Below are 13,428 nucleotides of genomic sequence, written 5' to 3' on the forward strand. Positions count from 1 at the left end.
TGGCATGTCTATACGCGTACATGCCATCCATTCAACTTATTTATCACGGGAAAACATGCGCCGCTCTTGCCTTGCACTGCACCTCACCGCCGCCCTGCTGCTGTCCAGCTCTGTCCACCTCGCCACTGCCGCACCCGCCGCTACGGCTAACGCTGCCGCCAGCGCGGCCACGCCGCTCGTCATCGGCGAAAGTTTCACGATCGACTCGCAGGCGCTGAAGGAACGGCGCCACATCAATGTGTATGTGGCGCGCGCCTGGGATACGCCGCCCGACGCGCCCCTGCCCGTGCTGTACATGCCGGACGGCGGCGTGGCCGAAGACTTTCTGCACGTGGCCGGCTTGCTGCAGGTGTCGGTAGCCAACGGCACGATGCGCCCGTTCATGCTGGTCGGCATGCAAAACACGCAGCGCCGGCGCGACCTGACGGGGCCGACGGACAGCGCGGCAGACCGCAAGATCGCGCCCGTCGTGGGCGGTTCGCCAGCCTACCGGGCCTTCATCCGCGATGAACTGATGCCGGAAGTCAAACGCCGCTACCGCACGACGGGCGAGACGGCCATTGTCGGCGAATCGCTGGCGGGCCTGTTCGTGGTGGAAACATACCTGCTGGAACCGCAGCTGTTCGACCACTACCTGGCCTTCGACCCCAGCCTGTGGTGGAACCAGGGAGCCCTGCCGCGCCAGGCGGCGACCCTGCTGGCCAAGGGCAAGCCGGGCAAGCACAGCCTGTACCTGGCATCCAGCAGCGAAGCGGGCATCGCCATCGAAGTGCAGCGCCTGGCCGACGTGCTGGCAAAACAGGCGCCGCCCGGCTTGCAATGGCACCAGGAAAAGATGCCGGAAGAAAGCCATGGCACGATCTATCAACCGGCAGCCTTGCGAGCTTTCCGTGCCGTGTTCAAGCCGGCCGCCGCGCCGCAGTAAGCGACACGGCTACGCCATCGGCAGCGCCTGCCCCATCTGCTCGCGCAGCCAGCGCAGCAAGGCGGTGCGGCGCGCATCGCCGTCGAACGGCAGCGGCGACAGCAGGAAATAGCCGCTGCCGTCGCGCCGGAAACCCAGCGGCGCGACGAGACGCCCGCTGTCGAGGTCTTCGCGCGCCATGAAGACGGAGCCGATCGCCACGCCCAGGCCGGCGCAAGCGGCTTGCAGACTCAGATAGAAATGCTCGTAGGTCTGGCTGTCGCCGTGGCCGTGGCAACTACTGCCGTCGTCCGTGCCGGCGGCGCGCCAGTGCGCCCAGGCGGCCGGGCGCGACGCCGTGTGCAGCAGGCGTTGCACGGACAGGTCCAGCCGGCCTTGCCGCATCAGGGCCGGCGCGCACACGGGCGCGATCCATTCGTCGCACACCTTTTCCACATGCAATCCCCCATCCCACGCAAAATCGTTGCGGCGCAGCGCCACGTCCACCGCATCGCGCTGGAACGCCACCGGCCCGCCCGAGGCGAACAGGTGCAGCGGTACGTCGGGATGACGCTGGTAAAAATCGCCGAGGCGCGGAATCAGCCATTTCATCGCGATCGTCGGCTCGCATGACACCACCAGCGGCGCCGGGCGCGCCGGCTGGCGCACCGCATCGAGGGCGGCGTCGAGCCGTTCGAACGCCTGCTGGACGGCATCGCGCAACTGCGCGCCCGGCGCGGTCAGGAAAACGCCCCGGTTGCGGCGTTCAAACAGGGCCGTGCCCAGCGACGTTTCCAGCAGGCGAATTTGCCGGCTGACCGCCCCGTGCGTCACGTGCAGCTCGTCCGCCGCCTGGACAAAACTGCCCAGCCTGGCCGCCGCCTCGAAGAAACGCAAACTGCCGAGTGCTGTCTGTCCGGTCATGATATGTCACTTTTTCTCACACATATCGGCAAGATATCATCGTTTTTCATCGGCCGCCAGTAGCTTGATAATGCATCTTCCGGCCACCGGCACGGGCACAGGTTCTTGCCCATACAGGCGATGAATACTCACTGATCGCCATGCGGCCGCCACTCCCCAAGGAAGACACATGATTGCATTGCTTGCCGTTGCATTGATTACCCTGCTGGCCGCCATCGTCCCCGGCCCCGATTTCGCGATGGTCACGCGCAACAGCTATCTGCATGGACGCCGCGCGGGCTTGCTGGCCGCGCTCGGCATCGCGCTGGGCGTCCAAGTGCACGTGTTCTATACGATGTTTGGCGTGGGCCTGATTATCGCCAGCTCACCGGCCTTGTTTACGGTGATCAAGACCGTGGGCGCCGTGTACCTGATCGTGATCGGCTGGAAGACCTGGAGCAACCGCGCGGGCCTCGTCATCGACCTGCATGGCGGCACCCGCGTGCCCCGGCATAAAATTTTGCTCAACGGCTTGCTGACGAATGCCCTGAACCCGAAAACCACCTTGTTCGTCATCAGCACCTACACTCAGGTGGTGCAGCCCGGCACGCCATTGAGTGTGCAGTTCGGCTACGGGCTGTGCATGTCCGCCATCCACCTCACGTGGTTTGCCCTGGTGGCCATCTTTTTCTCGCAAGCTAACTTTCGTTTGCGCATGATCAAGCACCAGCGAACCATCGACCGGCTGATCGGCACGCTGCTGATGGCCCTCGGCGTGCTGCTCGCTTGCGCCAACATGGACAAACTGTAATGGCGCGCACGGCTCAGGCACACGCTACGGCGGGTAAAATCGGCGGCCCTGCTTTTCCCGCCTGAGTCCCGTACGCCATGAGCTTTTTGCAATTATTTATCCTTTCCATCGTCCAGGGCTTCGCCGAGCTGCTGCCCGTGTCCAGCTCCGCCCACGTCATCATGGCGGAAAAATGGATGGGGCTGGACCCCACGTCGCCCGAACTGACCATGCTGCTCGTGATGCTGCACACCGGCACCATGTTCGCCGTCATCGTGTATTTCTGGGCATCCTGGCGCGCCACGTATTTCAGTTCGGCCAGCGCCTTGCGCAGCAATGTGCTCCTGCTCGCGGCCGCCACGGCCCTGACGGGCATCGTCGGCTTCGGCTTGCTCAAGGGCATCACCCACTTCATGCGCAAGGATGCACCCGGCTTTGAAATCGAGCACTTGTTCGGCAACGCCAAACTGATGGCTGCCGCGCTGGCCGCCGCCGGCGTGCTGATCATTGTGTCGTCGCGCCTGCAAGCGCGCCAGCATGGCACCTTATCCATCGGCAAGGCGATGGTGATCGGCGCCGTGCAAGGCCTGTGCCTGCCCTTCCGCGGCTTTTCCCGCTCGGGCGCCACCATTTCGGCCGGCATCGCCATGGGCGTGCCGCAGCGCCGCGCCGAGGAATTCAGCTTTGCCCTCGCCGTCGTGCTGACGCCGGCCGTGCTGGCCAAGGAAGGCTGGCGCTTCTACCAGGCCGTGGCAAATGGCAGCCTGGAGCATCTGGAACACGGCAACAGCCTGCTGCACCTGCTCGGCCCCAGCCTGCTGGGCATGCTGCTGTCGTTCCTGGCCGGCTTGCTTGCCTTGCGCTGGCTGTCGCGCTGGCTGGAACAGGGCCGCTGGTATTTCTTTGGCGCCTATTGCCTGCTGGCCTCGTTAGTCGTGCTGTACGTAGGGTAAAATCGCCGGGTTTATAGTTTGTCACTACCATCCCAGCCAGGTTTTACTGAAAGCCAACGATGAATTTCGCCGCCACCGCCGCCCTCTCCCTTGCCATGTCCACCGATGCCTTCGCGGCTGCCGTCGGCAAGGGCGCAGCCCTGCACAAGCCGCAATGGCGCGAGGCGCTGCGCACGGGGCTGATCTTCGGCGTCATCGAGGCGATCACGCCCATCATCGGCTGGGCCCTGGGCAGCGTGGCCGCGCCGTACGTGGAAGCGTGGGATCACTGGATCGCCTTCAGCCTGCTGGGCATCATCGGCCTGTTGATGATACGCAATGCCCTGTCCGACGCGGACGAGGAAGAAGCCCCCGCGCAATCGCACTCGTTCTGGGTGCTGGCCGTCACGGGCCTGGCGACCAGCATCGATGCCATGGTCGTGGGTGCGGGCCTGGCCTTGCTGGGCGCCAATATCGTCGTCACGGCGGCCGCCATCGGCTTTTCCACCTTCGTCATGGTCACCCTGGGCGTGATGCTGGGCCGCGTGCTCGGCACCATCGCCGGGCGGCGCGCCGAACTGGTGGGCGGCCTCGTGCTGATCGTCATTGGCTGCGTCATTTTGTACGAGCATATCGGCCACCCGGCCTGAAGCCTGGCCGCGCACGGCACAAGCGCCGGCGTGGCCGGCAGCGCGCTTTGTGCTACATTCATTACTCTGCATCCCTGTCTCGCAAGGTGACCACCATGGAAACTCTGGAGCTGATTTTTGCCTCGATGGTACGCGAAACGGCCGAGTCGATACGCGACCACCACGTCCCTTTTGCCATCAAACACGACGAGCGCGCGTATTTCGAGTGGATGGACGGGCACCCGGTCAATGGCTATATTCAGGAAGCGTATCGCGAGATCGAGGAAACAGCCCAACAGATCCGCGCCATTCGCGCTGGCTGATGACGGCTGGCCAAATCGGCTGCGCGGGGCGCTTTGCGGCCTGCGATGCTCACCGTACTTATGTGCGGTTGCGCTTCTTAGCCACAAATCGGCGCCGCTCGCTTCGATTTTGCCAGCCGTCGTGACGTGCGTTGGATCGTGGTCAAGAATTGGGGCATTGATCGAGATCAAACACTCTGCCGTTCGATACGCGTGGCATGGTCAGGCCCATGACAATCAGGTCTGGAGGCGGCAAACATGGATCAGCAACAAAAACACCAGATCCGGGGCTATGAATTTCATGTGGCGGGGGCGCTGGAGAAGGATGGGCGCTACCGGGGCATGATTTTGATCAGCAAGCGCGGCGATACCCTGCAGGTGTACCCCAAGCCCGTGCTGATAGAAACGCCGAGCAGTTTCAAGTCCGTGCATGCGGCCTTGATCGAGGCATCGGCGTATGCCCAGGAACTCATCTATAACGGCGCCATCAAGGCGCTGCTGCCGGCCGATGGGCCGATGGCCGGAAAACAGGCGCCGCAGCCGCCGGATTTCGTCGGCAACTGACGCCGGCAAGCGCATCCGGCCATCCAGGGTGGCGCGTATAATGACGCGCTTTCCCGGATGAAAAATCAACACCATGGAATTTGTGAATTTACCGCTCGTCTTCCTGGTCGGCTGCGCGCTGATCGCCTTGCTGGCCAAGAAGAATGGCTACTCGTGGTACCTGTTTTTCTTTGCGATCGCCGTACCCGCGCCCCTGTTGCTGCTGGCCTTGCCCCATGTGCTGGGCGTGGAGGTCGCGTCGCGGACCTCCGTACGGCTGGGCGCCGCGCTGCTGCTGCCGCTCGCCGGCTTGCTGCTGGCCCTGCGAGGCAAGCGCTAAGGCCGTTTCAGCGTGCAGGCACTCCATCGGCCAGGCGCCAGCCTACCGACAAGGCCACTTGCTGCGCTTCTTTTTCATTGCTGCAATCGTCGTAATCGCAGGTGTCCGCATACGCGCCGCACGCCTGGTTCTGGCTGACATATGAGCCGACCCAGCGGCCATCACGGCGCTGGCTGGCCGTGGCACTGATGGTAAAACCTTTGTGGATGGTGGGATTTTCAAAAGGCATAATTCCTCCGATGCAAGAAGCGTCAGGGATCTGACTGGGTTCCACTGTGCGCCTTGCGGCCGCCCAAGTCTGTACGTTTGACCACACTCACGAAAAGGGCGCGCGCCGCGCTCGTGGCACCAGGCGATCGGGTATGATTTCGGCATGTGTGGACGATTCGATCAAAATGACACGGCGCGCGTGCTGGCGTCATCGTTCGGCTGGACCGACGCGGTGTTCGACAGCGAGGCCGAACCGCACCTGAACGTGTCGCCCGGCACGTACCGGCCCGTGCTGCATATCCAGGATGGTGTGCAGCGGGTCGACGATGTCTTCTGGGGCTACCGCCCCGCCTGGGCCGCGCAAGCCGTGCCCGCCCCCGGCAAGAAAAAGATCCTCATCGCCATCAATGCCCGGCTGGAAAAATTGGCAAGTGCCTACTGGAAACCCTTGCTGCGCGCGGGGCGCGGCATCGTCTGCGTCGATGGCTGGTATGAATGGACGGGTGAAAAAGGCAGCAAGCAGCCGTGGCACATCCACCGCAAGGACCGCGCGCCGCTGTTTCTGCTGGCGCTGGCCCAGTTCGGGCCGTACAAATTCAACCGGGAAGAAGCGGGTTTCGTGCTGGTGACGGCCGACAGCCTGGGCGGCATGGTCGATATCCACGACCGCCGCCCCGTCGCCGTCAGCCTGGAAGACGCGCACCGCTGGCTAGCCCCCGCACTGACGTCCGAGCAAGCGCTGCACCTGGCGCGCACCTGCATGCTCGACGTGGAGCTGTTCGAGTGGCATGCCGTCGATAATCCCCTCGTGCCGTCCGCCAAGGCCAAGGCACCACCGCCGGCGTCGCCGCAAGGCGCCTTCGACTGGGGCAGCGACTAACTCAGCCAGGCAAGCGCGCCAGCCGGCGCCACAGCGCTTCCATCGGCCCCTGGCGGAAGTGCCGCAGCCAATAGTGGCTGAGCAGCACCTGCCCCGCCATGATGATGACCGCCAGGCCCAGCATCTCGGCGGGACGCAGTGTGGCGCCCCAGCCCAGGCCCGGCCCCTGCAGCAGCCAGGTGCCGAGCAAGGATTGCAGCAGATAATTGCTCAGCGCCATGCGTCCCACGGGCGCCAGCCATGCACCGAGCCAGCGCAGCAGGAAGGGACCGGCCAGCATCAGCACCGCCACATAACCGGCCGCCAGCACGGGACCGCCGGCAAACAGGCCCACTTCGAACAGGGCCGTATCAAACACGGTTTGATACGGATCGGCCACCTGCCACGCGACGGCCCCCGCCGCCAGCAGGTTGAATGGCAAGCCCACGCCCAGCCCCACGGCGCGCACGCGGCGCCACAGGCGCTCGTGGCGCCACGGCTGCGTCAACCAGCCGCAGCGCACGGACAAAATGCCCAGCAGGAACAGCACGATGATGTGCGGCAGCATGACGCCAGCGTACAGCAAGGAGACGAGGAAATCGTTGGCGCGCAGCCTGGCCACGGCCCACACACTGCCTTGCGTGTAGGTCGCGTAGCGGGCGGCGAAGTTTTGCAAATCCTGCGCCGTATCCGGCGCGCCGCCCTGCTGGCCCACAGGAATGAGCAAACACATGAAGAGCAGAAAACCGGCCGCCACCAGCCAGGCGCGGTTGCGTATGCCGCTCAGTTTAGCCGCTGCCAGCGGCAGAATCAGCATGCCGGCGACAGCATACGAGGTCAGCACGTCGCCGCTCCAGACAAGAAAACCGTGCAGCAGGCCGAACACGAGCAGCCAGCGCAGCCGGCGTTTATACGCCGCTTGCGCCGCTTCCCAGCCGCCCAGCTGGCGTTTCAGTGAACGTGTTTGCAGGGCAAATCCGGCACCGAACAAGAAGGCGAAGATGGGGTAGAACTTGAATTGCGCCAGCGCCGCCACGCCGAAAATGACGAGCTGGTCCAGCACGGGCGGCTGCGCCGGCAAGGTGCCGTAGCGCAAGGACAGCGTGCCCCAGGCAAAGCCCCAGATATTTACCAGTAAGATGCCAAACACGGCGATGCCGCGCAGCACGTCGAGCTGCAGCAACCTGCCGGGTTTGGCGTGAATAGCGTTCAGGGAGTTCAGGGGCGCGCCAGGGTCGGGTAATCGTTTACCTGCAGGCTGAAACCGGACGCATCCGATTGCAGCCGCGCCTGGCCGCCGAACGGCAAGGTGACCCGCCGGCGGATGTGGCCGAATTCGAGCCCCGTCAGCACGGGCACGGGCAGGCGCTCGCGCACGTAGGCCAGCATGACGTCGAAATCGTAGCCCTTGTCCATCGGACTCAATTTATAGGCGGAAAAGTCACCGAGCACGACCGCATGCTGGCGTTCGAACACGCCCGCGTGCAGCAATTGCAGCAGCATGCGCTCGACCCGGTACGGGTGCTCGTTGACGTCTTCCAGGAACAAAATGCCGCCGTCGATCTCGGGGAAATACGGCGTGCCGAGCAGGTGGACCAGCATGGCCAGATTGCCGCCCCACAATTTCCCCGCCACATCAACCTGCGGATTGCCAACGGACGCGCCCGTGACCGTGTGCGTTGGACCCGTCAGGCACGACCACAGTTGATCGAGCGTAAATTGCTCGGGCTCGTCGCGCGTAAAATCATCGCAGATCATGGGGCCGGCAAAGCTGGCGCGGCCCGTTTTCGCCATCAAGCCCATGTGGAAGGCAGTAAAATCGCTGTAGCCGACGAACAGCTTGCGGCTGGCGGCCATGCGGTCGAAATCGATGTCGGGCAGGATGCGGCTGATGCCGTAGCTGCCGCGCAAGGCGAGCACCACTTGCACGTCCGGGTCGCTTGCCGCCGTGTTCAGCTGCGCCAGGCGGCCCGCATCCGTGCCGCCGAAGCGCTGGAAGCTGTGTGCGGGGTCGTAGTACGTGTGGACGGTGGCGCCTTGCGCCTGCAGGCGGGCGATGCCGCGCGCCACGGCCGCGTCATCGGGCGCGCAACCGCCCGGCGCCACGATGGCGATGCCAATTTCAGGTGTCTTCAAAATGCCCGTGCCTTCAAAAGTGGTGGGCGCGCCTAGGCTGGCTGGGAGCGCATCTGGGGCGCCATCTTACCTTGCAGATGCACATCGATCAAGGCGAGCAGGCGCTCGATCAGCTGGGGCGGCATGTCGTGCCCCATGCCTTCGATCACTTCGAGCGTGGCGCCCGGAATCAGCGCCGCCGTATCGATGCCGCAGGCGACGGGGATCAGGGGATCGGCCGCGCCATGGATCACCAGCGCCGGGCAGCTGATGTTGGGCAGCAAAGCCGTGCGCTCGCCCGAGGCGGCAATGGCCACCATTTGCCGCGCCACGCCTTCCGGGCAGCTGCCGCGCTGCAACGCCGCTTCGATGCGCTGGTACAGCAATTTTTCCGACACGGGATAGGCGGGACTGCCGATGACGCGCACGGTGGCCGCCATGTGCGCCATCAGTTCGGCGCGGCTGGCATTGCGTTTCGGGCGTTGCAACAGGGCATTGCGTGCCGCCCGCGTGGGGCCGGGCAAGCCGCGCCGGCCGCTGCTCGACATGATGGAAGTCAAACTGAGCACTTGCAGCGGCGCGCGCGCCGCCATCACTTGCGCGATCATGCCGCCCATCGACACGCCGATTACATGCGCCTGGGCAATGCGCAGAGCCGCCAGCAAGCCCAGCGCGTCGTCCGCCATGTCATTCAAGGTGTAGGAAGTTTTCAGTGGCCAGCCCAGCAGGTTTTTCACGTAGGCCAGCGGCAGATACGGTTTGCCCGCCTGCGCCATCTTGCTCGACAGGCCGCTGTCGCGGTTATCGAAACGTACGACGCGAAAACCTTGTTCGACGATGCCTTCGACGAAGTCCGCCGGCCAGGCAATCAGTTGCATGCCCAGGCCCATGACCAGCAGCACGCACGGATCATCCGGGTTGCCGTGGCTTTCATAAGCTATGTTGAGGCCGTTCGCCATGATGGTTGCCATGATTGCCTCTCTTCAGGAACCAGCACGCAGGCACGATCGCTGCGGCCTTGCAATCAGCATACCACTATTGTGCTTCAGACATGAGACCGGCACGCGGCACCCAGCTGAAGTGTTGCTCTGGTCGCACATGACATCAGCTACGGCGTATCGCTGCGGTTCTGTCACGTGCTGATACTCATCAACTTGCAAAAACCTTATTTTGCCTTTGGCAGACTATCGGCCAGGTCCACCCACGCTTGCGGCTGCGGCTTGCCCCGCTCGCGCACGCCGAAGAACGAGACCACTTGCGTGCCGTCGTTGTCGAAGAATTCGACGGACGTGACGCCGCCGCGCTTGACGACCCAGCCGCTGCGCAGGGCCGTGTCGCGGATGTGCAGGTTGAAGTCCGGGTCCAGCACATTGAAGAAGCCGCCGGCCGCCATGGTTTTTTCGATCTTGCCGCTGTAGATCTGCGTCAAACCTTCATTACCCAGGAAGACCATGATGGCGACCTTGTCCTTGGCCGCGTTTTCCAGCAGGGTGCGCAGCGCTTGCGGCGTCACGCGCTCGACCACGCCGGCCGGCGCCAGGCGCAGCGCCTGCTCGCGCGTCAGGTGGAATTCGCGCATGATTTGCGCAAACTGGTGCACGTCCGTCATGTCTTTCCAGGCCAGATGGAATTCCTTGACGTCGATCTCGCTGTCCGGCTTTTCCGCCGCCTTCGGCGCCACGGCCAGCACGTTCAGTTCGGCGCTTTGCTGCGGCGCACGGAAGGTGGCCACCAATTTATCGTAGACGGCCACGCCAGGCTCGTTGCGCAGGTAGATTTTGTGCACGGCCGTGCCGTTGGCGTCAAAAAATTGCAGGCTGCGCGTCGGCTTGCCATCGCGGCCAGGCTGTTCCACGGCAAATGCGTATTTCCAGTTTTCAAAGTGGAAACGCAGGTCGATCTGGCCGCCCAGGTAGCCGCCCGCGATATTGCGCTGGCGCGCTTCCGTTTCCGGGTCCTTGGCGTCGGCCTGCTCGGACTTGTCGCCCGCCTGCTTGAACTTGCTGGCGACGCCCGTCGTTTCGATGACGCCGTTTTCATTGCGCGTGATCGCTTGCACGACGCCCAGGTCCAGCGCGGCGCGCATGATTTCGCGCGGCTGGTTGCCGTCCGCCTGCAGGCGCGTTACGCCCTTGCCGATGTTGGTTGCCAGCAATTGCGCTTCCGACACACCCAGCGCGCGCGCCGCGTCGCGGATCTGCAGCTTCGGCTGTTCCGTGCGCAAGGTGGACCAGCGTTCCGCCAGGGTGGCTGGGGCCGCATATGCGTTTGCAATCAGCAGGCTGCCTAGCAGGGATAGAACGAGTTTGGATAACTTCATAGAGAGACCATTCAATCAAACATGGAAAATAAGAGGGGCAGGCGCCCCTCCCCGGTAAAAATTTAGAAATTGACGCTGAGGCTGGCTGCGACGTTGCGGCCCGGTTTGGCGTAGCGCTCGATCTCGGCGCGGCTGGCGGCCGTGGTGCCGGCGGCCAGGCTGCGCGAGGCGGCGTAGTCCCAATACTTGCGATCCGTCAAGTTGTACACGCCGACGACGATCTTCGCGTTCTTGTGCACGTTCCAGTACGTCGACAGGTCGAAGATGGTGTACGACGGCACGGTAAACAGCGGGCCGGCATCGCCGATCAGCAGGTTTTCCGGCGCCTGCTTGGCGCCCGCATGCACGGCCGTCAGCGCCAGGCCGAACAACTGGTTCGCATGGTCGTAGCCGAAGGTCAAGGCCGACTTGGCCGGCGCCACCGAGTTCAGGCCGCCGCTCTCGCCCGTCTGGGTATTGAAGGAGCGGCCCTTGGCCACGCCGGTCGCCAGGTCCACGTGGTAGCCCTGCATGGCCGGCGCCCAGGCGCCCAGCTCGGCGCGCAAGGTCAGCTCGGCGCCCCAGGTGCGCGCATTGCCGATGTTTTCCGGGCGGAACAGGCCGCGCGTGATGGTCGGGTAGTTCACCGGATCATCTTTTTGCATCACGTAGTCGATCATGTCCGTGTATTCCGTCTGGTAGACGGACGCGTGCATGCTCAAGCCCCTGGTGACGTCGCCCTTCAGGCCCAGTTCATACGCCTTGCTCGTTTCCTTGCGCAAGTTAGCATTGCCCAGCACGGCATAGCCCTGCCCCGTGCCCGTATAGCTGAACGAGTCGTAGGTGCCCGTGCGCTCGGCCGCCGTCGGCAGGCGCGTGCCTCGCGTGAAAGTGGCGTAGGCGTTCATCTGCGGCAAGACTTCCACGGACAGGCTCAGGCTGGGCGTGAAATAGGTGTCGCTCTCTTCGCGCACTTCCTTGGCCGCGTTCGGCACGGCAATCGCATAGGTTTGCAGGTTTTTCGGTTCGTTCTTGCGGTAATCGGCACGCAAGCCCGGCGTCAGCACGGCTTTCTTGCCCGCCAGATTGAAACTGAGATCGTCGCGCACATACAGGGCCAGTTTGCTCGTGTCCATGTCGGCCATGCGGTTCTTGTTGGTGACCTGATGCTGGCCCGTGGCGACGATGACGCGGTCTTCGCGCCACGGACGGCGCGTTTTCAGCTGTTCCAGCTGCACGCCGTACAGCAGCGCGTTGTCCGCATTGAGCTGCTTGAACGCTTCCGACGTGACGCCGATGCTGTCATTCTTGAAATTGGTATCGATCGAGCGCCGGGCCGGACTGCCAAACGTGTAGAGGCCTTGCGTCTTGTCCTCGGTTTTCGCGTTCTGCAGATACACTTTCGACGTCAGGCGGTCGAACAGGGCAAAATCCTTGAGCACCACGTCGTGGCCCAGGCTCACGCGCGTGCGCTTGGTAGTGGAATCCTGCTGCACGCCCGTCGGATAATACGTGCTGACCTTGCTACGCAGGTCGCGCTTGTTCTTGCGCTCGAACATGTCGACCGTCAAGTCCAGCTTCTGTTCGCCAGGCAAGGTCCACACGAGCTTGGACAGCAAGGCGTTCGAATGCCAGTCGTCCGGGTTGACGGGCGTGGTACCGCGGCTGTCCATCTGCTCGCCATCGCGGTGCACGTAGACGGCCAGGCCCTGCAGATTGGCGCCGATTTTGGCGGCGCCCGTCAGCGTGTGTGCATTGCTGCGGTCGGCCGTGGCGCGGCCGTATTTATAGGCCACGTAATGGTCTTGCCCTTCGCCCAGGTAATCCTCGGGCGACTTGGTGATGAAGGCCACGCCGCCGCCCAGGCCGGGATTGGCGCCGCTGGCCGCCGTCGTGCCCGAATCGATGCGCACTTCGCGGAAGGTTTCCGGATCAAAATAATCACGGCCCGTGGCGAAAGCGTTGAGGGTGTTTCCGTCCGGCTTGGGCGCCGCGTCGGGCAGCGAGATGCCGTCGAGTTCCAGGCTGACCCGGTTGCCTTCCAGGCCGCGGATGTTGTAACCGGTATTGCCGGAGCCGTCCCACACGCTGCCGCTGCCCGAGGCCGCCGCCGGCGCACTGATCAAGGGCAAATAGCGCACGATGCCGCCCATCTCGGTGACATTGCGGCGCTCCAGGTCGTCCGCCGTGACGACCGTCTTGGTGCCGGCGCGGCGTTCATAGTCCTGCTTGGCGTTGACGACGATTTCCGGGAAGACAGGCAACTTGGCCGGCTCCTGAGCGGCCGTGCCCGCATTGATGGCGGCCGTCTGCGCGAGAGCAGGCAGCATCGGCGCCGCGAACAAGCCCAGCAAGGCGGCGCGCAGCACCAGGTTATGGCGGCGGGCAGGCAGATGAGCTGAGAATACGACGGGTGCAGCGGTGCGCTGCGGAAGCACAGTAGTCATGATGGTCCGGTTTAAGAGTGGAGGCTGGCTCTTGAACCCGGATCGATAACGAAAGTGTTAACGATGCATAAGGAAAGTTTGCTGGCGAAAACAATACTGTAACACGAATCATTCTCATTTGAGAATGACAAAGTGGTCTAGACAGATGTTATTTC

15 protein-coding genes are annotated in these 13,428 nt (G+C 63.7%); 8 read left to right on the plus strand and 7 right to left on the minus strand.

All coding sequences use genetic code 11. The annotated features are described in order from the left end of the window. Positions 1-55 precede the first annotated feature (55 nt). Positions 56-925 carry an alpha/beta hydrolase gene (locus tag CSQ95_RS27585; protein ID WP_099411816.1) on the plus strand — a complete coding sequence of 290 codons (870 nt, stop codon included), beginning with the start codon at positions 56-58 and terminating at the stop codon, positions 923-925. 9 nt (positions 926-934) lie between these two features. Here CSQ95_RS27585 and CSQ95_RS27590 read toward each other — a convergent pair whose 3' ends face one another. Beyond that, a complete protein-coding gene (locus CSQ95_RS27590; RefSeq protein ID WP_099411817.1) occupies positions 935-1,828 on the minus strand; it encodes a LysR substrate-binding domain-containing protein in 894 nt (297 codons plus the stop codon). 169 nt (positions 1,829-1,997) lie between these two features. On the opposite strand from CSQ95_RS27590, the gene CSQ95_RS27595 reads away from it, so the two are divergent. The 6 genes from CSQ95_RS27595 (at position 1,998) to CSQ95_RS27620 (ending at position 5,343) form a co-directional block, all read left to right on the plus strand. Further along, positions 1,998-2,618, plus strand: a complete 621-nt coding sequence (locus tag CSQ95_RS27595; RefSeq protein WP_099411818.1) for a LysE family translocator — start codon at positions 1,998-2,000, stop codon at positions 2,616-2,618. 77 nt (positions 2,619-2,695) lie between these two features. Continuing rightward, on the plus strand, positions 2,696-3,550 hold the full coding sequence (locus CSQ95_RS27600; RefSeq protein ID WP_099411819.1) for an undecaprenyl-diphosphate phosphatase: 855 nt from the start codon (positions 2,696-2,698) through the stop codon (positions 3,548-3,550). A gap of 59 nt (positions 3,551-3,609) precedes the next feature. Beyond that, the gene (gene mntP, locus CSQ95_RS27605) at positions 3,610-4,179 is read left to right on the plus strand and encodes a manganese efflux pump MntP (protein ID WP_099411820.1); all 570 of its coding nucleotides are present in this window, start codon (positions 3,610-3,612) and stop codon (positions 4,177-4,179) included. A gap of 95 nt (positions 4,180-4,274) precedes the next feature. After that, entirely contained in the window at positions 4,275-4,481 is a 207-nt protein-coding gene (locus CSQ95_RS27610) for a hypothetical protein (protein ID WP_143450115.1), read from the plus strand. Positions 4,482-4,718: 237 nt separating this feature from the next. Continuing rightward, a complete protein-coding gene (locus tag CSQ95_RS27615; RefSeq protein WP_099411822.1) occupies positions 4,719-5,024 on the plus strand; it encodes a hypothetical protein in 306 nt (101 codons plus the stop codon). Positions 5,025-5,097: 73 nt separating this feature from the next. Beyond that, a complete protein-coding gene (locus CSQ95_RS27620) occupies positions 5,098-5,343 on the plus strand; it encodes a hypothetical protein (RefSeq protein WP_099411823.1) in 246 nt (81 codons plus the stop codon). A gap of 7 nt (positions 5,344-5,350) precedes the next feature. Here CSQ95_RS27620 and CSQ95_RS27625 read toward each other — a convergent pair whose 3' ends face one another. After that, positions 5,351-5,572 (minus strand): hypothetical protein, encoded by a 222-nt coding sequence (locus CSQ95_RS27625; RefSeq protein ID WP_099411824.1) that lies wholly within the window; start codon positions 5,570-5,572, stop codon positions 5,351-5,353. A 144-nt stretch (positions 5,573-5,716) separates the two neighbouring features. On the opposite strand from CSQ95_RS27625, the gene CSQ95_RS27630 reads away from it, so the two are divergent. Next, positions 5,717-6,433 (plus strand): SOS response-associated peptidase, encoded by a 717-nt coding sequence (locus CSQ95_RS27630; RefSeq protein WP_099411825.1) that lies wholly within the window; start codon positions 5,717-5,719, stop codon positions 6,431-6,433. 1 nt (position 6,434) lies between these two features. Here CSQ95_RS27630 and CSQ95_RS27635 read toward each other — a convergent pair whose 3' ends face one another. The 5 genes from CSQ95_RS27635 to CSQ95_RS27655 all read right to left on the minus strand — a co-directional run bounded on the left by CSQ95_RS27635 (position 6,435) and on the right by CSQ95_RS27655 (position 13,273). Continuing rightward, on the minus strand, positions 6,435-7,595 hold the full coding sequence (locus CSQ95_RS27635; RefSeq protein ID WP_257218253.1) for a DUF418 domain-containing protein: 1,161 nt from the start codon (positions 7,593-7,595) through the stop codon (positions 6,435-6,437). A 35-nt stretch (positions 7,596-7,630) separates the two neighbouring features. Beyond that, on the minus strand, positions 7,631-8,548 hold the full coding sequence (gene ldcA / locus CSQ95_RS27640; RefSeq protein ID WP_099411827.1) for a muramoyltetrapeptide carboxypeptidase: 918 nt from the start codon (positions 8,546-8,548) through the stop codon (positions 7,631-7,633). A 32-nt stretch (positions 8,549-8,580) separates the two neighbouring features. Beyond that, positions 8,581-9,498, minus strand: a complete 918-nt coding sequence (locus CSQ95_RS27645; RefSeq protein WP_099411828.1) for an alpha/beta fold hydrolase — start codon at positions 9,496-9,498, stop codon at positions 8,581-8,583. A gap of 194 nt (positions 9,499-9,692) precedes the next feature. Then, the gene (locus tag CSQ95_RS27650) at positions 9,693-10,847 is read right to left on the minus strand and encodes a hemin-degrading factor (RefSeq protein ID WP_099411829.1); all 1,155 of its coding nucleotides are present in this window, start codon (positions 10,845-10,847) and stop codon (positions 9,693-9,695) included. 62 nt (positions 10,848-10,909) lie between these two features. Next, positions 10,910-13,273 (minus strand): TonB-dependent hemoglobin/transferrin/lactoferrin family receptor, encoded by a 2,364-nt coding sequence (locus CSQ95_RS27655; protein WP_099411830.1) that lies wholly within the window; start codon positions 13,271-13,273, stop codon positions 10,910-10,912. Positions 13,274-13,428: the final 155 nt, after the last annotated feature.

The organism is Janthinobacterium sp. BJB304 (assembly GCF_002735765.1).
Taxonomy (GTDB): Bacteria; Pseudomonadota; Gammaproteobacteria; order Burkholderiales; family Burkholderiaceae_D; genus Janthinobacterium.

What these genes read in the sequence shown, in the direction of transcription:
- mntP (WP_099411820.1), top strand. Translation starts at nt 3,610, where the DNA reads ATGAATTTCGCCGCCACCGCCGCCCTCTCCCTTGCCATGTCCACCGAT.
- CSQ95_RS27630 (WP_099411825.1), top strand. Translation starts at nt 5,717, where the DNA reads ATGTGTGGACGATTCGATCAAAATGACACGGCGCGCGTGCTGGCGTCA.
- CSQ95_RS27615 (WP_099411822.1), top strand. Translation starts at nt 4,719, where the DNA reads ATGGATCAGCAACAAAAACACCAGATCCGGGGCTATGAATTTCATGTG.
- CSQ95_RS27590 (WP_099411817.1), bottom strand. Translation starts at nt 1,828, where the DNA reads ATGACCGGACAGACAGCACTCGGCAGTTTGCGTTTCTTCGAGGCGGCG.
- CSQ95_RS27625 (WP_099411824.1), bottom strand. Translation starts at nt 5,572, where the DNA reads ATGCCTTTTGAAAATCCCACCATCCACAAAGGTTTTACCATCAGTGCC.
- CSQ95_RS27610 (WP_143450115.1), top strand. Translation starts at nt 4,275, where the DNA reads ATGGAAACTCTGGAGCTGATTTTTGCCTCGATGGTACGCGAAACGGCC.
- CSQ95_RS27650 (WP_099411829.1), bottom strand. Translation starts at nt 10,847, where the DNA reads ATGAAGTTATCCAAACTCGTTCTATCCCTGCTAGGCAGCCTGCTGATT.
- CSQ95_RS27585 (WP_099411816.1), top strand. Translation starts at nt 56, where the DNA reads ATGCGCCGCTCTTGCCTTGCACTGCACCTCACCGCCGCCCTGCTGCTG.
- CSQ95_RS27620 (WP_099411823.1), top strand. Translation starts at nt 5,098, where the DNA reads ATGGAATTTGTGAATTTACCGCTCGTCTTCCTGGTCGGCTGCGCGCTG.
- CSQ95_RS27655 (WP_099411830.1), bottom strand. Translation starts at nt 13,273, where the DNA reads ATGACTACTGTGCTTCCGCAGCGCACCGCTGCACCCGTCGTATTCTCA.
- CSQ95_RS27600 (WP_099411819.1), top strand. Translation starts at nt 2,696, where the DNA reads ATGAGCTTTTTGCAATTATTTATCCTTTCCATCGTCCAGGGCTTCGCC.
- CSQ95_RS27645 (WP_099411828.1), bottom strand. Translation starts at nt 9,498, where the DNA reads ATGGCAACCATCATGGCGAACGGCCTCAACATAGCTTATGAAAGCCAC.
- CSQ95_RS27595 (WP_099411818.1), top strand. Translation starts at nt 1,998, where the DNA reads ATGATTGCATTGCTTGCCGTTGCATTGATTACCCTGCTGGCCGCCATC.